The organism is Streptacidiphilus sp. MAP12-20, from assembly GCF_041262525.1.
Lineage (GTDB): Bacteria > Actinomycetota > Actinomycetes > Streptomycetales > Streptomycetaceae > Streptacidiphilus.
This window is the reverse complement of the sequence record NZ_JBGCCK010000004.1, coordinates 163941-183925: the sequence shown is the minus strand read 5'-3', so window position 1 is coordinate 183925 and position 19985 is coordinate 163941. Positions and strand designations below refer to the sequence as shown.

General features: G+C 72.5%; 16 protein-coding genes. 9 read left to right on the top strand and 7 right to left on the bottom strand.

Features of this window, described 5'->3' with window-relative positions:
- Window positions 1-84 precede the first annotated feature (84 nt).
- The gene (locus tag ABIA32_RS06945; RefSeq protein WP_370092974.1) at window positions 85-558 is read left to right on the top strand and encodes a low molecular weight protein-tyrosine-phosphatase; all 474 of its coding nucleotides are present in this window, start codon (window positions 85-87) and stop codon (window positions 556-558) included.
- Window positions 559-601: 43 nt separating this feature from the next.
- The gene (pcrA, locus tag ABIA32_RS06940) at window positions 602-3166 is read left to right on the top strand and encodes a DNA helicase PcrA (protein WP_370092973.1); all 2565 of its coding nucleotides are present in this window, start codon (window positions 602-604) and stop codon (window positions 3164-3166) included.
- Between the two features lie 13 nt (window positions 3167-3179).
- Here pcrA and ABIA32_RS06935 read toward each other — a convergent pair whose 3' ends face one another.
- Window positions 3180-4217: a M23 family metallopeptidase gene (locus tag ABIA32_RS06935; protein WP_370092972.1), complete on the bottom strand. Its 1038-nt coding sequence runs from the start codon at window positions 4215-4217 to the stop codon at window positions 3180-3182.
- A gap of 111 nt (window positions 4218-4328) precedes the next feature.
- A complete protein-coding gene (locus ABIA32_RS06930) occupies window positions 4329-5108 on the bottom strand; it encodes an esterase/lipase family protein (protein ID WP_370092971.1) in 780 nt (259 codons plus the stop codon).
- A 359-nt stretch (window positions 5109-5467) separates the two neighbouring features.
- Between ABIA32_RS06930 and ABIA32_RS06925 the strand changes: the two genes are divergently transcribed.
- A complete protein-coding gene (locus tag ABIA32_RS06925) occupies window positions 5468-5881 on the top strand; it encodes a cobalamin B12-binding domain-containing protein (protein ID WP_370093162.1) in 414 nt (137 codons plus the stop codon).
- Between the two features lie 2 nt (window positions 5882-5883).
- Here ABIA32_RS06925 and ABIA32_RS06920 read toward each other — a convergent pair whose 3' ends face one another.
- Both ABIA32_RS06920 and ABIA32_RS06915 read right to left on the bottom strand, forming a co-directional pair.
- Window positions 5884-7320, bottom strand: coding sequence for a DUF5691 domain-containing protein (locus ABIA32_RS06920; RefSeq protein ID WP_370092970.1), 1437 nt, complete (start codon window positions 7318-7320; stop codon window positions 5884-5886).
- 41 nt (window positions 7321-7361) lie between these two features.
- Entirely contained in the window at window positions 7362-8684 is a 1323-nt protein-coding gene (locus ABIA32_RS06915; protein ID WP_370092969.1) for an SWIM zinc finger family protein, read from the bottom strand.
- 189 nt (window positions 8685-8873) lie between these two features.
- Between ABIA32_RS06915 and ABIA32_RS06910 the strand changes: the two genes are divergently transcribed.
- Genes ABIA32_RS06910 through ABIA32_RS06900 form a run of 3 tightly spaced genes read left to right on the top strand, consistent with a single transcriptional unit; the run spans window position 8874 to window position 13392 of the window.
- The gene (locus tag ABIA32_RS06910) at window positions 8874-9989 is read left to right on the top strand and encodes an AAA family ATPase (RefSeq protein ID WP_370092968.1); all 1116 of its coding nucleotides are present in this window, start codon (window positions 8874-8876) and stop codon (window positions 9987-9989) included.
- The gene (locus tag ABIA32_RS06905; protein WP_370092967.1) at window positions 9989-12253 is read left to right on the top strand and encodes a DUF5682 family protein; all 2265 of its coding nucleotides are present in this window, start codon (window positions 9989-9991) and stop codon (window positions 12251-12253) included. The genes ABIA32_RS06910 and ABIA32_RS06905 overlap by 1 nt, the downstream gene beginning before the upstream one ends.
- Window positions 12250-13392, top strand: a complete 1143-nt coding sequence (locus ABIA32_RS06900) for a VWA domain-containing protein (protein ID WP_370092966.1) — start codon at window positions 12250-12252, stop codon at window positions 13390-13392. Before ABIA32_RS06905 ends, ABIA32_RS06900 begins: the two co-directional genes overlap by 4 nt.
- An 8-nt stretch (window positions 13393-13400) precedes the next feature.
- On the opposite strand, the gene ABIA32_RS06895 is transcribed toward ABIA32_RS06900, so the two are convergent.
- Complete coding sequence (locus tag ABIA32_RS06895; protein WP_370092965.1) at window positions 13401-13853, bottom strand: ATP-binding protein; 453 nt, start codon at window positions 13851-13853, stop codon at window positions 13401-13403.
- Between the two features lie 442 nt (window positions 13854-14295).
- On the opposite strand from ABIA32_RS06895, the gene sucC reads away from it, so the two are divergent.
- Both sucC and sucD read left to right on the top strand, forming a co-directional pair.
- Complete coding sequence (gene sucC / locus ABIA32_RS06890; RefSeq protein WP_370092964.1) at window positions 14296-15471, top strand: ADP-forming succinate--CoA ligase subunit beta; 1176 nt, start codon at window positions 14296-14298, stop codon at window positions 15469-15471.
- A gap of 17 nt (window positions 15472-15488) precedes the next feature.
- Window positions 15489-16370 (top strand): succinate--CoA ligase subunit alpha, encoded by an 882-nt coding sequence (sucD, locus tag ABIA32_RS06885; protein WP_370092963.1) that lies wholly within the window; start codon window positions 15489-15491, stop codon window positions 16368-16370.
- Between the two features lie 75 nt (window positions 16371-16445).
- Here the strand turns inward: sucD and ABIA32_RS06880 are convergent, their stop codons facing one another.
- The gene (locus ABIA32_RS06880) at window positions 16446-17543 is read right to left on the bottom strand and encodes a hypothetical protein (RefSeq protein WP_370092962.1); all 1098 of its coding nucleotides are present in this window, start codon (window positions 17541-17543) and stop codon (window positions 16446-16448) included.
- A gap of 583 nt (window positions 17544-18126) precedes the next feature.
- Between ABIA32_RS06880 and ABIA32_RS06875 the strand changes: the two genes are divergently transcribed.
- Window positions 18127-19386, top strand: a complete 1260-nt coding sequence (locus ABIA32_RS06875) for a DUF6350 family protein (protein ID WP_370092961.1) — start codon at window positions 18127-18129, stop codon at window positions 19384-19386.
- Here ABIA32_RS06875 and ABIA32_RS06870 read toward each other — a convergent pair.
- A complete protein-coding gene (locus tag ABIA32_RS06870) occupies window positions 19359-19955 on the bottom strand; it encodes a Uma2 family endonuclease (protein ID WP_370092960.1) in 597 nt (198 codons plus the stop codon). The two genes, ABIA32_RS06875 and ABIA32_RS06870, sit on opposite strands and share 28 nt — an antisense overlap.
- Between the last annotated feature and the right edge of the window lie 30 nt (window positions 19956-19985).

The following is a 19985-nucleotide window of genomic DNA, read 5'->3' as shown; positions in this document are numbered from 1 at the left end:
TAGGCCGCCGTCGGGGCGTACGTCGCGCGAGTTTCCGGGGTCGCAGGCCCGTGCGGAGCAGGGCTGGAGGATCATGGTGCTGTGATGCGCATCTGCTTCGTCTGCACCGGGAACATCTGCCGCTCGCCCATCGCCGAGCACGTCATGCGGGAGCGGCTGGCCGAGGCGGGCCTCGACGGTCTCGTCCTGGTCGACAGCGCCGGCACCGGCTCGTGGCACGAGGGCGACCCGGCCGACGAGCGTGCGGTGCGGGTGCTGCGCGAGGCCGGGTACACGAGCGATCATGAGGCGCGACAGTTCCGGCCCGAGTGGTTCCGCACGCTCGACCTGGTCGTGGCCCTCGACCAGGGCCACGAGCGCGTCCTGCGCCGCCTCGCCCGGACACCCGAGGAGGCCGCCAAGGTCCGCCTGCTGCGCTCCTACGACCCGGCGGCGAGCGGGGACCTCGACGTCCCCGACCCCTACTACGGCGGCAAGGAGGGCTTCGAGGAGGTCCTCAAGCTCTGCGAGGCCGGATGCGACGGGATGCTCGCCGAGGTCAGGAGCCAGGTGCGGTGAACCCGTCCCTGGGTGTCGGTCGGGCGGCCTAGACTCGGGGGTGATGAGCAGCCTCTTTGACGACATCCCCCTGCCCGGCCTGGACGTCTCCGCGACGGTTCCGCCCCCGGCCGACGAGCCGTACGACGACGCCGCCTACTCGCCGTACGAGGAGGAGATCCCCGCGGATCTCTTCCAGTCGTTCGATTCGGCCGAGCCTGTGCCAGGTTCGTACTACCGCAATGGCGCCGCACACCCGGTCGCGGACCCCGAGACGCTGCTGGACGGGATGAACCCGCAGCAGCGCGAGGCCGTCGTGCACGCCGGCTCCCCGCTGCTCATCGTGGCCGGCGCCGGCTCCGGCAAGACGCGCGTGCTCACCCACCGCATCGCCTACCTGCTCGCCGCGCGCGACGTGCAGCCCGGCGAGATCCTCGCGATCACGTTCACCAACAAGGCCGCCGGCGAGATGCGCGAGCGCGTCGAGGCCCTGGTCGGGCCGCGGGCCAAGGCGATGTGGGTGTCCACCTTCCACAGCGCCTGCGTCCGCATCCTGCGCCGCGAGAGCAAGCGGCTCGGCTTCACCTCCAGCTTCTCGATCTACGACGCCGCCGACTCGCAGCGCCTGATGGCGCTCGTCTGCCGCGATCTCGACCTGGACCCGAAGCAGTTCCCGCCGAAGTCCTTCACGGCCAAGGTCTCCAACCTCAAGAACGAGCTCATCGACGAGGATTCCTACGCCGGACAGGCCGCCAACCCGATGGAGCGCAAGCTGGCCGAGGCCTACGCGCTCTACCAGCGCCGTCTGCGCGAGGCGAACGCGCTGGACTTCGACGACATCATCATGACCACGGTCAACCTGCTCCAGGCCTTCCCCGATGCCGCCGAGCACTACCGCCGCCGGTTCCGGCACATCCTGGTCGACGAGTACCAGGACACCAACCACGCCCAGTACATGCTCGTCCGCGAGCTGAGCGGCGGCGCGAGCGGTCAGGCCCCGAAGAAGACGGTGGACGGCGAGTTCGTGAACCCGGCGGCCGCCGAGCTGGCGCAGATCCCGCCCGCCGAGCTCTGCGTCGTCGGTGACGCGGACCAGTCGATCTACGCCTTCCGTGGCGCGACGATCCGCAACATCCTCGACTTCGAGGAGGACTACCCGAACGCGACCACGATCCTTCTGGAGCAGAACTACCGCTCCACGCAGACGATCCTGAGCGCCGCCAACTCCGTCATCGAGCGCAACAGCGGCCGCCGCAAGAAGAACCTGTGGACGGCCGGCGCCGAGGGCACCCGGATCACCTCCTACGTCGCCGACGACGAGCACGGCGAGGCGCAGTTCATCGCCGACGAGATCGACAGGCTCAGCGACGCGGGCGACGCGAAGGCCGGTGACATCGCGGTCTTCTACCGCACCAACGCGCAGTCCCGCGTCTTCGAAGAGGTCTTCATCCGCGTCGGCCTGCCTTACAAGGTCGTCGGCGGTGTCCGCTTCTACGAGCGCAGGGAGGTGCGTGACGTCCTGGCCTACCTGCGGGTGCTGGCCAATCCGGAGGACTCCGTGCCGCTGCGCCGGATCCTCAACGTGCCCAAGCGCGGCATCGGCGACCGGGCCGAGGCGATGATCGAGGCGCTGGCCTCCCGCGAGCGCATCTCCTTCCCGCAGGCGCTGTTGCGCGTGGACGAGGCGTACGGCATGGCCGCGCGCTCCGCCAATGCGGTGAAGAAGTTCAACGACCTGATGGCGAAGCTGCGCGGTGTGGTGGAGTCGGGTGCAGGGCCCGCCGCCGTCCTGGAGGCAGTGCTGGAGGAGACCGGCTATCTGGCCGAGCTCCAGGCGTCGACGGACCCGCAGGACGAGACGCGCGTGGAGAACCTTCAGGAACTCGCGGCCGTGGCGCTGGAGTTCGAGCAGGAAGAGCCCGTCGAGGGCCCGGACGGCGAGCCGCTGCTGCAGCCCGGCCTGCCCGGCTTCCTCGAGCGGGTCGCGCTGGTGGCGGACTCCGATCAGATCCCGGACGAGGAGGGCGAGGGTGGTGAGCCCCGCGGTGTCATCACGCTGATGACGCTGCACACGGCCAAGGGTCTGGAGTTCCCCGTCGTCTTCCTGACCGGCATGGAGGACGGCGTCTTCCCGCACATGCGGGCGATGAGCAACACCAAGGAGCTGGAGGAGGAGCGCCGGCTCGCCTACGTCGGGCTGACCCGGGCACGCGAGCGGCTCTACCTCTCGCGCGCGGTGCTGCGCAGCGCGTGGGGCCAGCCGTCCTACAACCCGGCCTCCCGCTTCCTGGACGAGATCCCGCCGACGCTGGTCGAGGAGAAGCGCTCGGCTGCCGCGGCCGTGCCGTCAGGATTCGGTTCGCGTGGCGGATCGGGAGGCGGCTCGGGCGCAGGGGGGTTCTCACGGCGCTCCGCTCCGGCCGCGGGCTGGGGCAAGAACGCCGGCCGGATGAAGGAGCGCCCGACGGTCACCCTGGCCGTCGGCGACCGGGTCACCCACGACCGCTTCGGGCTGGGCACGGTCGTGTCCGTCTCCGGTCCTGCGGACGACGCCAAGGCGACGATCGACTTCGGCGCCGAGGGAACGAAGCAGCTGCTGCTGCGCTACGCGCCGGTGGAGAAGTTGTAGCGAGTCAGAAGAGCTATCGGGGGTCGAGGCCCCTTGCCAGCAGCCAAGGCAGGGGGTCGACCGGGTCGCCTCCGCTGGGGTGCACCTCGAAGTGCAGGTGCGGGCCGGTGGAGTTACCGGTGTCGCCGGAGTAGGCGATTATGTCGCCCATCTTCACCTGGCCGCTGCGCACCCGGTACGAACTGAGGTGGCAGTACCAGGTGACGGTGCCGTCGGGTGCGGTCAGTTTGACCATGTACCCGTAGAAAGGGTTCCACTCCGTGGCGATGGTCCCGCCGGTCACGGCGTGGACGGGGGTGCCGACCGGGACGGGGAAGTCGATCCCGGTGTGCAGCTGCATCCAGTGCGTGCCCGCCTGGCCGAACAGCGCGCTCAGGCCCGAGTGGTAGGCGATCGGCAGGGTGAACCTGGGCGCCTCGGCGGCGGCCTTCCTGGCGGCGGCGTTGCGCAGCTGCAGCGCCGTGCGCTGCTTGTCCCGGCTGGCGCGCTCGGCAGCGCCCTTGGCCTCGGCGGCGGCGAGCGCCTGGGCCTTCGCCTGGGCGGCGGCGTCGACCGACGCGGAGGCGGTCGTCGTGGGGTGGTGCGGGCGCAGCGGCCCGATCGTCGCGGCGGCGGCTCCGGCGACGCCAAGGACCGCCACGGACGGCACGGCGATCGTCAGCACGGCGGACCTGCGCCGCGCAGGCCGCCGGCGCGCACCCCGCGCCGCGGCGCGGCCCCCGACGACGGGCTCGGGCTCCGGGTCGGGTTCGGGGGTCGGCTCAGGTTCCGCCTCGAGTACCAGCTCCGGTTCCGGCTCGTAGTACTCGTAGTGCTCGTAGTGCTCGTAGTAGCCGGGAACGGGCTCCGGCTGGTAGTAGACCGGTTGCTCGTAGACCGGCTGCTCGTAATACTCCGCCTGCGGCTGCTCGTAGGCCGGGTACTGGTAGTGGTTCCGGTACTCGTACCCGTAGGCCGAGTAGTCGGTGTACGCGGCGTACTCGGTGTACTGCTGGGGGTACTCCGGATGAACCAGGGTCTGCTGGCCGTACCAACTGGTGTCAGTGGTCACGGGCTCCCAATCCACCTCGGCGACGGCGAGAAATTGAGCGTGACTGTATCCCCGGTCACGGATCGGAAACAAGAGAACAGCCGAATTATCCCTCGTGCACCATTTGTCACATCAAGCGATCTGACGATCAATCACCGTGGGTTGCCCATGGGTCAGCTCCTCGCGGATCCGGGCCAGGACCTCCCAGTGCACCGGGAGCGTCAGATGCCCCGCGTTTCTGATCAGCACGTTCTCCGCCATCAGGTCGGGGTGCGCAAGCCGTGCGTTCCCGTTCGGGACGATCAGTGGATCCAGATCGCCCCAGAAGCACAGGAAGCGCGTCCGGCAGCCGGTGGCGGGGGTGTTGAGCGCGGCCAGCACCTCGCTGTCCGGCAGCATCTGCCGGACGATCGGCAGCGGGCGCAGGGCGTGCGCCATCACCGTGCCCTGGTGCGGGGTGCCCAGCGTGACGAGGGTGTGCACGTGGGCGTCACCGCCCAGCAACTGCACGTAGTAGCGGGCGATCAGTCCGCCGAGGCTGTGGCCGACGATCGCGATCCGCTCGCCGCCGTAGACCTTGCGCACGTGTTCGACGTGTCGGCCCAGCAGTGCCGCCGCGCGCGGGACGTCGAGGGTGAACGGGTTGTAGTTGAGGCCGTGCAGGTGGTCCCAGCCGTGGACGTGGAGGTTGTGGCGGAGCAGGGTGAAGACCGCGCGATTGTCGAAGAGGCCGTGCAGCAGCAGGACCGGACTGTGTCCGGCGGCCGCGCCGTGGTCGCAGTGCTCCGGCGGCAGCGGTCGGCGTTCGGGCGTGAAGCCGCCCGGGTAGAGGGCCAGGTGTCCGGCGAGGGCGGCGCCCTCCAGCCCCACGCCTCTGGCCAGCGCGGCAGTACGACAGAACGGGACGCTCACGGCTCCGACCTCCCCGCAGGTACAGATCCGGGAAGCGTGCGGCGCGGACAGGCGAACGTGCACGGCCCTCGCGAGAGCAGGCAAGCGCGAAAGAGGCCAAGGCGGCAGGTGTGCGTGACGGCTTGCGGCTCCCCGCTGCGCGTGTCCGCGACTGGGCCACGACCGACCGCCACAGGTGGGTGTCGTCGGTGCGGCCGGTGCTCGAACGCGCAGTGAACTGGTTGATCAGTGTGATTCTCCCCTCGCTTGGGCCCGCGAAACAGCGTTTGGGCCCGGCTGGCGATAACGTTCCCTCACCGGATGGGAACGCCGGTTAACGCAGCAGCTGCAAGGACGCAGGGATGATGCAGGAGGCAAAGATGGGCGTGTCCGGCCCTATCCGCGTGGTCGTGGCCAAGCCTGGGCTCGACGGTCACGACCGTGGCGCCAAGGTGATCGCTCGCGCATTGCGCGACGCCGGCATGGAGGTCATCTACACCGGCCTGCACCAGACCCCGGAGCAGATCGTCGACACCGCGATCCAGGAGGACGCCGACGGCATCGGTCTGTCGATCCTCTCGGGCGCGCACATGACGCTCTGCGCGAAGGTGGTCGAGCTGCTGCGCGAACGCGACGCGGCCGACATCGTGGTCTTCGGCGGCGGGATCATCCCCGACGGAGACATTCCGCAGCTCAAGGCGCTCGGCGTCGCCGCGATCTTCACGCCGGGCACGCCCACGCGTGATGTCGTGAGCTGGGTCGAGTCCAACCTCCGCGCGGGCGCCACCGCCTGAGGTCAGGCCAGTTCGGCGAGCATCGCGGAGCGCGTGCGCACGGTCGTCGCGAGCCGGGTGAAGACCTCCGCCCAGGCGGGGGACGACGCCTCGGCGAGCGCGTCGGCGCGCGCGGCCGCGGCGAAGGGCAGCGAGCGCTCGGCCACGCCGAGCACGCCGCTGTGGCTCCACGGGTACGCCCCGGAGCCCGCCACGTGGGCGAGTGCGTCCAGGACGGCGTCGGCCAGCTCCTCGGGCCAGGGCGGCGGGCAGGTGACGAGCAGTTGGAACGCCTCCGCCGGCCCCTGTTCCAGCACGAACCGCGCCGTCCAGGCCGCCCGCTCCACCGGCGGCAGGACGGAGAGCAGCCGGGACTGCGTCCCGCTGGTTCCACGGCCCTGATGACGGGTGAGCAGCGCGCGCGCCCACGCGGCGGCGTGCTGCCGGACGGCTGCCCGGGCCCAGGCCTCGTGCAGCTCTTCCGCCCAGGCGGGCGTCATGGGCAGGGACAGGACGAGCTCCGGCGGTCCCAGCAGTTCAGTCCAGCACGAGAGCGGCGTCGCCGCGATCACCTCGCCGAGCCAGAATGCCCGGTCGCCGCGCCCGGTGGGCGAGGTGGGGGCTATCCCGTCGTGCTGCATCGCGGCGTCGCAGGCCGTCGGCGGCTCGACGGCCAGGCGGCCCTCGGCCGTGACCTTGACGGCCTCCCGGGCTCGCGCCGCCATCCGCGTGGAGAGCGCCGAACCCGGCAGAGTGGAGAGCAGTTCGGCGGCGGTGGCGCGGACGTTCTTGGCGCGGTCGGCGAGGGCCTCCTCGAGGAACTGTTCGTCGGCTGGACCGAGGCCCTCCTGGAGGGCGTCGAGGAAGAGCAGCCGGTCCTCCGCGCGCTCGGTGCGCCACGTGGAGCGGAGCAGGGCCAGGCCGGCGGCGGGATCGCGGCGCCGCAGCCGGGTCAGTTGGGTGACCCGCTCGGCGAAGAGGCCCTCCTCCCAAGCGGCGGCATCGTCGGTGTGGTCATGTTGCTCCCCGTCCTGGCCGACGGCGGGCACGCGCAGGACGTAGCGCCAGTCCGGATTGACCTCGGCCAGCCAGCGGCCCAGCGGTCCGGCGAGCGCGACGGCGTCCCCGCGCAGGTCGCTGCGCTGGCGGGCGGCGTCGAGCAGGGGCGGCACCAGGGCGGGTGGGGGCGCGAAGCCACGGGACCGCGCGGTGCCGAGCCACTGCGGCAGCAGCTCGCTCCCGCTCTCGGCGAGCAAGGACGCGAGCCGCCGGGCAGCGGTCGCGGGCAGCGGCGGCCGGTGGTCGAGCGGTGCGGGCGCGGGCGTCTCCGGCGCGGGCGCGGGACGCAGGCCCGCGCGGCGGGCGAGGGTGCAGGCGGCGGCGCGGTCGAGGAGATCGGGACTGTCACGCCGGTTGGTGCCCAGGAGGGCGTCCTCGACGAGGTCGGTCCAGTCGTTCACAGCGAACCCTTCGGTGTCGTCCGGCTGGTTGGGTGAGGTGGTCAGAGCGAGAGCGATCCGGCGTCGGTCCAGCAGGTGACCGCCGAGAAGCCGCGGTGGCCGCACTCGCCGAAGAGCGTCACCGGACGCCCGCCGGACGCTGCGACCAGGCGCCAGAGCGAGGCGGTCCGGAGCGGCACCGCCCCGGTCGCGTCGACGAGCTGCCAACCGGACTCCGTGGGCACCGGCGTCACACCGGAGACCACGGTGGGCCAGGCGTCCAGCCACGGATCCTCGCCGAGCGCGCGTGCGTACTCCGCCAGCGCCGCGTCCAGGGTGACGCCGATCGGGCGCGCTGCGGCCGGGGAGGCGGGCGCGGCGTAGCGCGGACCGAGCGCGGCGCGCAACGGGCGGGCGGCGGCGTGGAAGGCGAGGTCCGCGTCCAGTTCCAGGCCGATGGGCAGAGACAACTCCGGGGCGACGCCGGGGCGTCCGAAGGAGAGCAGCAGGGCGAGCCGCCCGGACTCCGCACCGCGCAGCCAGAGACGGCGGGTGGTCAGGCGATCGTCCGCGCTGTCGCGGGAGCCCAGCACCAGCCAGCGGTCGCGTATCAGCCGGCCGTTCGCCAGCACGTCGGCGTTGTCCACGGTGAAGCCGACGCGCGCCCGGACCGTCGCCGCCAGCGGGCCGGGCAGGGCGTCGACGCGCCGGTAGCCGGCCGTCAGCAGGTGCAGCAGCCCGTACTCCTCCACCAGCCGCGAGGGCCAGGGCCCGCCGGAGGCGGGGAGGGATCCCAACTCCCTTGCCCGCGCGGCGAGACCGGGCGCCTGGGCGTCGACCATCCGCGCGGCCACGCCCTCCCAGAACGCGTGGCCGCGCGTCGGGGCGTCGGCGAGGCCGCCGCGCAACTGGTCCGTCAGGCGGGCCTGGAGCTCGGCCGCGCCGGCCGCCACCCGCGTCTCGCGACGCCGCCTCCGGGCCGCCGCGGCCGCGTCGTCGCGCGGAGGCACGATGGTTGACGCTGGATCAGTCGGATCAGCCGCCGCACGTTCGGCGCGCTGCCGACGGCCCGTCAACCAGGAATCCGCCCATTCGGGTGAAGCTTCGCCCGCCAGTGCCTCAGCGGACCAGAGCAGCAGCAGTGCGAGCGCGTGCTTGCAGGGGAACTTACGGCTGGGGCAGGAGCAGTGGTAGGCGGGACCGTCGAGCGCGACGACCGTCTGGTACGGCCGCGACCCGCTGCCCTTGCACGCGCCCCACACGGCCTCCGCGCTCGCCCCCGTGCCGGACCAGGGCTCCGCCTTGGCGAGCTTGGCGGCGGCCTTGGCGGAGGCGGCGTCGGGGGAGAGGGAGAGAACGTGATCGGTAGTCCAGCGAACGTCCATGCCTCCGACGTTAGGACGCACCACTGACAAGTCCCGAGGGCCGATCCCGACGCCCCGAGGAATTGTCAGACCCACCGTGCAGAGTGGTTGTTGCAGGCGGCGCCCGAGCTGTGAGCGCCCTTTCGACTGCTCTTTGACGACGCCCTGGTCTTTGACGACGCCCTGGTGCCTTCCTCCCTGAGGAGACCTATGTCCACGTCCGCACTCACGCCCACACCCACCCCCGAGGCCATCCGGCCGCACGCGGAGACGGCCTACGCCGCCGAACTCGCCGCGCTGGCCGCAGCGGACGACCGGCCGCGCCCGGTCCGCTGGCGGCTCTCGCCCTGGGCCGTCGCGACCTACCTGCTCGGTGGCACACTGCCGGACGGCACCGTGATCACGCCCAAGTACGTCGGCCCGCGCCGGATCGTCGAGGTCGCGGTCACTACGCTGGCGACGGACCGGGCGCTGCTGCTGCTCGGCGTGCCCGGCACGGCCAAGACGTGGGTGTCCGAACACCTCGCCGCCGCCGTCAGCGGCGATTCGACGCTGCTGGTCCAGGGCACGGCGGGCACGCCCGAGGAGGCGATCCGCTACGGCTGGAACTACGCCCGGCTGCTCGCCGAGGGCCCCAGCAGGGAGGCGCTGGTGCCGAGCCCGGTGCTGCGCGCGATGGCCGAGGGCAAGACCGCCCGGGTCGAGGAGCTGACCCGGATCCCGGCCGACGTGCAGGACACGCTGATCACCATCCTCTCCGAGAAGACGCTGCCGATACCGGAGTTGGGGGAGGAGGTGCAGGCCGTCCGCGGCTTCAACCTGATCGCCACCGCCAACGACCGCGACCGAGGCGTCAACGAGCTCTCCTCCGCGCTGCGTCGCCGCTTCAACACGGTGGTGCTGCCGCTGCCCGCCTCGCTGGACGACGAGGTCGCGATCGTCGCGCGCCGCGTCGCCGAGCTCGGCCGCTCGCTCGACCTGCCGGAGCTGCCCAGCGCGCTGACCGAGATCCAGCGCGTCGTCACGGTCTTCCGCGAACTGCGCGCCGGCGTCACCGCCGACGGCCGCACCAAACTCAAGTCGCCCTCCGGCACGCTCTCCACGGCGGAGGCGATATCCGTCGTCACCAGCGGTCTCGCGCTCGCCGCGCACTTCGGCGACGGAGAACTGCGCGCGGGGGACGTCGCCGCGGGCATCCTCGGAGCGGTGGTCCGTGATCCGGCGGCGGACCAACTGGTGTGGCAGGAGTACCTGGAGTCCGTCGTGCGTGAGCGCGCGGACTGGAAGGACTTCTACCGCAGCTGCCGCGACGCGGCTGCGCGCTGATGGGCGGGGTGCCTTCCCTCATCAGCGCTGCCCAGGAGATCGCGTTGCTCGGCGTGCGTCATCACGGTCCAGGCTCCGCACGGGCAGTGGGCGCGGCGCTCGCGCAGTTCCGGCCCGACGCGGTGCTGATCGAGGGCCCGCCCGAGGCGGACGCGCTGCTGGCGCTCGCCGCGGACAAGGAGATGACGCCGCCGGTCGCGCTGCTCGCGCACGTGGTCGACGAGCCCGCCCGCGCTGCGTTCTGGCCCTTCGCGGCCTTCTCCCCGGAGTGGGTCGCGCTGCGGCACGCACTGGAGGAGGAGATCCCGGTCCGCTTCATCGATCTGCCGGCTGCGCACACCTTCGCGCTGACCGCTCCCGCCTCCAGCGACGGCGAGGAGCGAGAGGCGTACGCGGTGGACCCGATCGGCGAGTTGGCGCGAGCGGCCGGACAGGAGGACGCGGAGCGCTGGTGGGACGACGTCGTCGAGCACGCGCGTCCCGGCGGCGGAGGCGAGGACGCGCTGGCGCCGTTCCAGGCGCTGGCGGAGGCGATGACGGCGCTGCGCGAGGAGGCGCCCGAGGTGCTGGAAGACGCGCGCCGCGAGGCGTACATGCGCAAGCAGATCCGCGCCGCCGCGCGGGCGGGCCACGAGCGGATCGCGGTCGTCTGCGGCGCCTGGCACGTCCCCGCGCTGGCGGCGAAGGTCCCCGTCGCCGCCGACAACGCGCTGCTGCGCGGGCTGCCCAAGGCCAAGGTCGAGCTGACCTGGGTCCCCTGGACGCACCGCCGACTCTCCCAGCACACCGGCTACGGCGCGGGCATCGCCTCGCCGGGCTGGTACCAGCACCTCTTCGACTCGGACGGCCGCCAGGTCGTCGAACGTTGGCTGGCCCGCGTCGCGGCGCTGCTGCGGGAGGAGGACTACGCGGTCTCCTCCGCGCACGTGATCGAGGCGGTACGCCTCGCCGAGACCTTGGCGGCGATGCGCGGGCGGCCGCTGGCGGGGCTGGCGGAGACGGTCGACGCGGTGCGGGCGGTGCTCTGTGAGGGCTCGGACGTGCCGCTGCGGCTGATCGAGGAGCGGCTGATCGTCGGCGACGCACTGGGCCAGGTGCCGGAGGCGGCCCCGGCGGTCCCGCTGCAACGCGACCTGACGCGCCTCCAGCGCGAGCTCCGGCTCAAGCCGGAGACGCGGGTGCGGGCCCTCGACCTGGATCTGCGCAAGGACGTGGACGCGGCCCGAAGCCGGCTGCTGCACCGGCTGGTGCTGCTGGGCATCGACTGGGCGGTCCCGACGGAGTCGCAGACGCGGGCGACGGGAACCTTCAGGGAGAGCTGGGAGCTTTCCTGGGAGCCGGAGTTGGCCGTCCGCGTCGCGGAGGCGGGCATCTGGGGCACGACGGTCGAGGCGGCGGCGTCGGCGCGGGCATCGGCGCGCGCGGTGGACGCGCGGCAGTTGGGCGAGGTCACCGCGCTCGCCGAGACGTGCCTGCTCGCCTCCCTCCCCGACGCCCTGCCCGTCGTCCTGCGCTGCCTGGCCGACCGTGCGGCGCTGGACACCGACGTCGCCCACCTCGCGGAGGCGCTCCCGGCCCTGGTCCGCTCCCTCCGCTACGGCGACGTCCGCGCCACCGCGACCCCACTCCTGGCGGACCTGGCCACCTCCCTCGCCACCCGCATCTGCATCGGCCTCCCCTCAGCGGCGACCTCCCTCGACGCGACAGCGGCCCAAGCCTTGGCGGGCCACCTGACAGCCACCCACACGGCGATCACGCTGCTCGGTGAGCCCGGGGTGCAGGCGCGGTGGGTGGCCTGCCTCCGCGGGCTCGTGGAGCGGGAGCTCGCCGCAGGCGTGGTGCGCGGGAGGGCGGCCCGGCTGCTGCTGGACGACGGGTGGCTGGAGGAGGGGGAGGCGGCACGGTTGCTGGGGCTCGTGCTGACGCCGGGCGTGCCGCCGGCGGAGGGCGCGGCGTGGGTGGACGGGTTCCTCGCCGGAGGCGGCGTGCTGCTCGTGCACGACCAGCGGCTGCTCGGGCTCGTCGACGCATGGATCGCCAGGATCCCCGACGCCGCCTTCCCGGACGTCCTGCCCCTGCTGCGCCGCACCTTCTCCAGGCTGGAGCCGGGAGTCCGGCGCAGCGTCGGGGAGCTGGTCCGCGGCGGCCGGCGCCACGACGCGGAGACCGAACACGCCGGCTTCGCCACCGAACTCGACGCGGCGCAGGCCGCCCCCGCCCTCGCGACGGTTCAGCTGATCCTCGGCCCTACGGAGACACGATGACGACCACGCCCACGCACGACGAGCGCCTGCGCCGCTGGCGGCTCGTCCTCGGCGGCGACGCCGACGGCACCGGCCGCGCGCTCACCGGGCGCGACGCCGCCATGGACCGCACCCTCGCCGCCGTCTACGCCTCCCAGCCCGGCGGCGGGCCGCGCAGCGCCGGACTCGGCGGCTCCGCGCCGCAGGTCGCCCGCTGGCTGGGGGACATACGCAGTTACTTCCCGACCAGCGTCGTTCAACTGATGCAGCAGGACGCCATCGAGCGCCTCGGGCTCACCCGACTGCTGATGGAGCCGGAGATGCTGGAGGCCGTCGAGCCCGACGTCCATCTCGTCGGCACCCTCATCTCCCTCGGCAAGGCGCTTCCGGAGACCACCAGGGAGACGGCCCGCGCGGTCGTCCGTAAGGTCGTCGCCGATCTCGAACGTCGGATCGCGGCCCGCACCCGCTCCGTCGTCGGCGGCGCGCTCGACCGCAGCGCCCGGACCCACCGACCGCGCCACCGTGACATCGACTGGGACCGCACCATCCGGGCCAATCTGAAGAACTACCTGCCCGACCACCGCACCGTCGTGCCCGAGCGTCTCGTCGGCTACGCCCGCGCCCAGCAGGCGGTGAAGAAGGACGTCATCCTCTGCATCGACCAATCGGGATCGATGGCCGCGTCCGTCGTGCACTCCTCCGTCTTCGGCGCGGTGCTCGCGTCGATGCACTCGCTCAGCACCCGGCTGGTCGTCTTCGACACCGCCGTGGTCGACCTCACCGAGGAGCTCGCCGACCCGGTGGACGTCCTCTTCGGGGTCCAGCTCGGCGGCGGGACGGACATCAACCGGGCGCTCGCCTACTGCCAGTCGCGCATCACCCGGCCGGCCGACACCGTGGTCGTCCTTGTCAGTGATCTCTACGAGGGGGGCATCCGGGCCGAGATGCTGAAGCGCGTCGCCGCGATGAAGGCGGCCGGGGTGCAGTTCATCGCCCTGCTCGCGCTCAGCGACGAGGGCGCGCCCGCCTACGACCGCGAGCACGCCGCCGCGCTCGCGGCGCTCGGCGCGCCCGCCTTCGCCTGCATGCCGGACCTCTTCCCCGAGATCATGGCCGCCGCCCTGCAGAAGCGCCCGCTGCCGATACCGGCCGCTTGAGAAGGACCTCAGCGCGGCAGCGGCAGCGGCAGCGCCGCCCAGACGGTCTTGCCGCCGCTGCCGGGGCGCGGCACCGTGCCCCAGGCCGTGGTGAAGGTGTCGATCAGCAGCATGCCGCGACCGCCCTCGTCGTCCTCGCCCGCGTGCTCGAGCCTCGGGAGGTCCCGCAGGTCCTCGTCGTCGACCTCGACGAAGAGCATGCCGCGCGCACTCCAGAGCCTGCAGTGCAGGCGCGCGCTCCGGGTGTGCCGGATGGCGTTGCCGACCAGCTCCGACATGCACAGCTCGGTGTCGGCGACCGTGTCCGGGCGCAGCCGCCACATCGCCGCCGTGATCCGCACGAAGCGGCGGGCGCGGGCCACGGACTCGGCGGTGGCGACGAAGGTCGCGGCGGCCTGCCGGTCCATCGCCCAGGTGTAGCGTGCCGCGCCCAGCGCGGCACTGTCGACGGTGAGCTCCATGGTGAGCTCGGCTGAGCCGGGGCTGTGACCGGGTCTGTGCGCGCTTCTGTGCATCGGGCGTCCGCTTCTCGGGCACAGGTGGCGCCTGAGGCGGCCACCGTGATGCATCCGTTATACCCGCTGCGCTACCCCCGCCGAGGCGCTTCGGACGATCGACCAGGAGGTTGCGGCGGGTCGCCGGAAAGCGCCCGATCCGGACGCCAGTCGCCCCGCGCTACCCCGTTGTGATGGTTATCACCGGCCGACGGAGTCCTCCGGGTGAACCCCGCCCCCCGGACGGGGATAACCTGCGAGACGGACATGCCGCGTGCCACGCCGCCGTGTGCTCCCCGTAGCGACGGCGCTGACGCAAGGCCCCTGCCAGGGCCTGCGTACTCCGCCTACCTCGGTCCGTGCGGCACGCTGGGAAGACAAGCAGTCGCGATCACAAGGACGGACGCGCGTGGACCTGTTCGAATACCAGGCGAGGGATCTCTTCGCCAAGCACGGTGTACCGGTGCTGGACGGTGAAGTCATCGAGACTCCGGAGGCTGCTCGTGCGGTCGCGGAGCGCCTGGGCGGCCGCGCGGTCGTCAAGGCTCAGGTGAAGGTCGGTGGCCGCGGTAAGGCCGGCGGCGTCAAGCTGGCCTCGGACCCGGCGGACGCCGTGGCCAAGGCCGAAGCCATCCTCGGGATGGACATCAAGGGCCACACCGTCCACAAGGTGATGCTCGCCCAGACGGCGGACATCAAGGACGAGTACTACGTCTCGTTCCTGCTCGACCGGACCAACCGCACCTTCCTCGCCATGGCCTCCGTCGAGGGCGGCGTGGAGATCGAGGTCGTGGCCGAGGAGAACCCGGACGCGCTGGCCAAGGTGCCGGTCGACGCCGTCGAGGGCGTCACTGCCGCGAAGGCCGCCGAGATCGTCGCCGCGGCGAAGTTCCCGGCCGAGGTCGCCGACCAGGTTGCTGACGTGCTGCAGCAGCTGTGGAAGGTCTTCATCGCCGAGGACGCCCTGCTGGTCGAGGTGAACCCGCTGGTCAAGACGGGCGAGGGCAAGATCGTCGCGCTCGACGGCAAGGTCTCCCTGGACGCCAACGCCGACTTCCGCCAGCCGGAGCACGAGGCGCTGGAGGACAAGGCCGCGGCCAACCCGCTCGAGGCGAAGGCGAAGGCCAAGGGCCTGAACTACGTCAAGCTCGAGGGCGAGGTCGGCATCATCGGCAACGGCGCGGGTCTCGTCATGAGCACCCTGGACGTCGTCGCCTACGCCGGTGAGAACCATGGCGGCGTCAAGCCCGCCAACTTCCTCGACATCGGCGGCGGCGCGTCCGCCGAGGTGATGGCGAACGGCCTGGAGATCATCCTGGGCGACCCGGACGTCAAGTCCGTCTTCGTCAACGTCTTCGGCGGCATCACCGCGTGCGACGCGGTCGCCAACGGCATCGTGCAGGCGCTCGAGCTGCTCGCGAGCAAGGGCGAGGCCGTCACCAAGCCTCTCGTCGTCCGCCTGGACGGCAACAACGCGGAGCTGGGTCGTCAGATCCTGACCGACGCGAACCACCCGCTGGTTCAGCAGGTGGACACCATGGACGGCGCGGCTGACCGGGCCGCTGAGCTCGCGGCTGCGAAGTAAGGGCTGGGGACACCGAAATGGCTATCTTCCTCACCAAGGACAGCAAGGTCATCGTCCAGGGCATGACCGGCTCCGAGGGCATGAAGCACACCCGCCGCATGCTCGCCTCCGGCACCGACATCGTCGGTGGCGTGAACCCGCGCAAGGCGGGCACCACTGTTGACGTCGACGGCACCGAGGTGCCGGTCTTCGGCTCGGTCAAGGAGGCCATGGCCGCCACCGGCGCCGACGTCTCCGTGATCTTCGTGCCGCCGGCCTTCACCAAGGACGCGGTCATCGAGGCGATCGACGCCGAGATCGGCCTGGCCGTCGTGATCACCGAGGGCGTGCCGGTCCACGACACCGCCAACTTCTGGGCCTACGCCACCTCCAAGGGCAACAAGACCCGGATCATCGGCCCGAACTGCCCCGGCCTGATCAGCCCCGGACAGTCCAACGCGGGCATCATCCCGGCGGACATCACCTCGGCCGGCCGCATCGGCCTGGTGTCGAAGTCGGGCACGCTGACCTACCAGATGATGTACGAGCTGTCCGACATCGGCTTCTCGTCGGCGGTCGGCATCGGTGGCGACCCGGTCATCGGCACCACGCACATCGACGCCCTCCAGGCGTTCCAGGACGACCCGGACACCGACATCATCGTGATGATCGGTGAGATCGGCGGCGACGCCGAGGAGCGCGCGGCGGCGTACATCGCCGAGCACATCACCAAGCCGGTCGTCGGCTACGTCGCGGGCTTCACCGCGCCCGAGGGCAAGACCATGGGCCACGCCGGCGCCATCGTCTCCGGCTCCTCCGGCACGGCGCAGGCGAAGAAGGAGGCCCTCGAGGCCGCCGGCGTCAAGGTCGGCAAGACGCCGTCCGAGACCGCGCGCCTGGCGCGCGAGCTGATCGGCTGATCGCTCACCGCTGAGTCGTTCCACGAACGAAGGGCCGTTCCCACCTGCGGGGGCGGCCCTTCGCCGTGTCTGCTTTCAGTGGTGTTTCTTGTGCTGCCCGGTGTGCGCTGCGTTCCCTGTGTTCCCTGTGTTCCCCGCGTGGTGCGGGTGCTGCTGTGCCACGTTCCCGTTGGAGCTGCTGCTGCCGCTGCCGCGGAGGGCCGCGTTCACGGCGGCGGCGGTGGTGTCGTGACGGGTCACCGGGATCGTGTGCATCAGCGGCTGGGGCGGGAGCGGCTGCGGCATGGAGAACGCCTGGTCGGCCGGGGTCGGCTGGCGATGGCTGATGAAGGGCTGCTCCTTCGGGTGCATCGGGGTGCCCCAGATCAGCGAGGCGGCGAGACCACCTGCCGTGGCCAGGGTCAGCGCGCCCGCGGCGGCGGTCATGCCGCGGTCGTGCAGCCGCGCGCGGACGCGGGTGCGCTGCGGCGGCGCGAGGTGCGGCAGATTCGCCTGGTCGCCGAACGCGCGGATCGCGGTGGCGCGCAGCTGCTCACCGACGCGACGGCCGAAACCGGGGGCGTCCGCGTCGGTGCCGACGATCCCGGGCACCGTCCTGGCGAGCGCGCGCCGCGCGAGGGCGACGCGCCCGAAGGCCACCGGCGTGCTGCCCTCGACCTCGACGGCGGTCTGCGCCCAGTCGAGCCCTATCACGTCGTGCAGGACCAGCGCGCGGCGCTGCGGGCGGGGCAGGCGCATGAGCGCTGACATCAGCGCCTTGTCACGCTTGGTCAGATTCTCCTCGCCGTCAGGGGTGCGCAGCTGTCGGTGCGGTAGGTGCAGCAGGTGCTGCATGCGGGGACCGCCGCTGTGCCAGGGCGAGAGCGCGAGCTCGAACGCGCCGGCCCGGACCCAGCCCTCGGGGGAGGCGTCGGCGCTGACGGTCTCCCAGTTCGTCCACGCGAGCTGGAACGCGCGGCGCACGCAGTGGGCGGCGCGGTGGCGGTGCGCGGTGAGCAGGTACGTCTGCCAGGCCAGCCGCGGCCCGGCGGCGGCGTACAGCGCGTCGAACGCCTCGGCGGTCACTCCCAGCGCCCGCGCCTCCTCGACACCGACGGCAGCGCCCCGGGCCCCACCCCGCCCCGCCGCCGCGGCCTCCACGCTCCGCGTGGCGTCGACGGCGACATGCCCCACCGCCCCACGCCTCCCCACCGCGACCGGCGCCGGCGCCAACGACGACAACGACGGCTCCACCCCCTCCCTCGCCTGCGCCGTGCTGCTGACCGCTGGTGCGGCTTGCTGGTCACCGCCCGCTGCCTTCTCAGCCCCGGTCTTGCCGCTTCGCGGAGATTCGGATGTCCGGTTTGACCGGTCGGCGACCGGCTTGGCGGCGGGCGCGCCGTCGACCGCTGCGCGGGCCCCTGCGATGGACGTTGGGTCAGGTGTGGTCCGAGATGGGGCTGTCGGCGCCTGCGCCGGTTCCCGCGTTGGGCTCTCGGCTCCGGCCTTGCCGGTGCGCGGTGGCCGGGTGGGCCGGGGTGGGTCTGGGGCTGTGGCCTTGGGGGTGCTCGGCGGGGGCTTCTCCGTGCCTGCGCGGCGGGCGGCTTGGGCCCGGCGTTTGGTGCGGGGGGTGCGGGATGAGGGCGCGGTCATGCGAGCCCCCCAGGGGTCGTCGTGGCCACGGTGAGGCTCAGTCGCATATATGAATTGTTGGAGCAAAGAGTGATAACTGCATGTTTTGTGACAGATCGGGCGTGTCACGGGTCGACCCTGGACCATGCCGCTTTTCGACCGACCCGCCCTCCTCGCCGGTGCCGCGGCCGCCGCCGCGGGGTGGGGGGTCGTCGCTGGACCCGTGTTCCTGCTCTGGGTGGTCACCCCCTACGCCGGGGGCGGACTCGCCGCCGTTCCCCGTACCGCTGCCGGGATCTGGCTGCTCGGCCACGGTGGACCGCTGCGCTGGGAGGGCCTCGCCGGAGCCGCCACGCTCGGCGTGGCCCCGCTGCTCGTCACCGCGCTCGCCGCCGCGCTCGTCTTCCGGGCCGCTGCCCGCACCGCGCGGATCGGCGGCGTCGTGCTCGGGTACCTCGCCGTCGCGCTGCTCGCCGTCCTCGTCGGCCTGGGCGGAGCCCCGCGCAGCGAGCCGCTGCCGGACCTGTGCTGGGTCGCCCTGCTCGCGCTCCCCGCCGCGATGGCCGGGGCTCGACGCAGCACGGGCGTCTGGGGGCTGGTCGCGGGCTGGCAGGCGCTCCGCGCGCACGGCGAGTGGCTCGGCGTCTGGCCGGTCTCCGTGCCGGACGGGTGGCTCGCCCGGCGCGTGGAGCAGCTGCGGGCCGTCGCGCCGTACCGGGATGTCGCGCTGCGCGCCGGGCTGGCCGGCGCGCTCGCGCTGTTCGGCGGTGGCGGGCTCGTGCTGCTGGGGTCACTGCTCGCGCACTTCGGCGACGCCGGGGCGCTCGCCGCGCAGCTCGCCCCGGACCCGGCGGGGCGCGCGGCCCTCCTGCTGCTCTGCGCCGCGCTGCTGCCGAACGCCGCCGTCTGGTCCGCGGGCTATGCGCTCGGGCCCGGCTTCACCCTCGGCGGCCACGCCGCGGCGACCGGCTCGGCCGCGCTGTCACCGCTCGCGCTGCCGCTGCTCGCCGACGCCCCCACGCCAGGACGCTCGCTGCTCGGCCTCTGCGCGCTGGCGGTTCCCGCCGTCGCCGGCCCGGTCGTCGGCCGGTTCCTCGCCGCGTCGGCGCTGCCGGGCGCCTGGACGGCCGCGTTCACCGCACTGGCCGCGGCCGCCTGCACCGGACTGCTGACCGGCGCGGCGGCCCTCTGGGCCGGTGGCGCGCTGGGGACCGCAGCGCTGGCGCAGGTGGGCCCACCCGTCGGTTGGAGCGCGCTGGCTGCCTTCGGCTGGACCGCCGCGCTCGCCCTGCCGACCCTGTTCGCCCTCCGCTGGCACGCCGCCCGCCGCGCCCACAAGGTCGCGGAGACCGCCGAGACGGAGGACGGCGTGAGCCCTCAGCCGGAGGCGGCGGCCTTCTTGTAGCGGCGGAGCTCTCCCGTATCGAGGGTCCACTCCGCGATAGTGATCTTGTCGCCGAACACGTACGGCGCGGTGCCCTCGTACGTCGGTACGCCGTTCTTGACGCTGATGGCCCAGTGATGCACGCAGGTGCCGTTTCGTGGGTCGACGATGAGGTAGTGGGGGATGCCCATCGCCGGGTAGTCCCGCATCTTGCCCTCGTAGTCGTTCTCAGGGTTGGAGGGCGAGACGATCTCGATGGCCAGGAGAATCGCGTGCGGATCGAGGGCAGCGTCACCCCGTTCGGCGGCTGCTTCGAACTCCGCCTCGGGATAGACGAACACGTCCGGGCGCCGCAGCACACCGTGCCCTATGTCCTCGACATCACCGGTGGTCGCTGCCAGCAGGCCTGCTGTCAGTTGGACATCGAGTTGACGCCGGAGGCGGATCGCATTGAAATCATGAGCCGTCGACGGGCTCATCATCATCAGGATCTGTCCCGCGCTGATCTCCGGCCAGGCAAAGCCAGAGGGGAGCGTGAGCTCGTCGCGGTACTCGCGCAGGCGTCGGTAGACCTCGTCGGTGGTCGCCATGCCACCAAAGTAGCGCGAAAGACCGGCCCG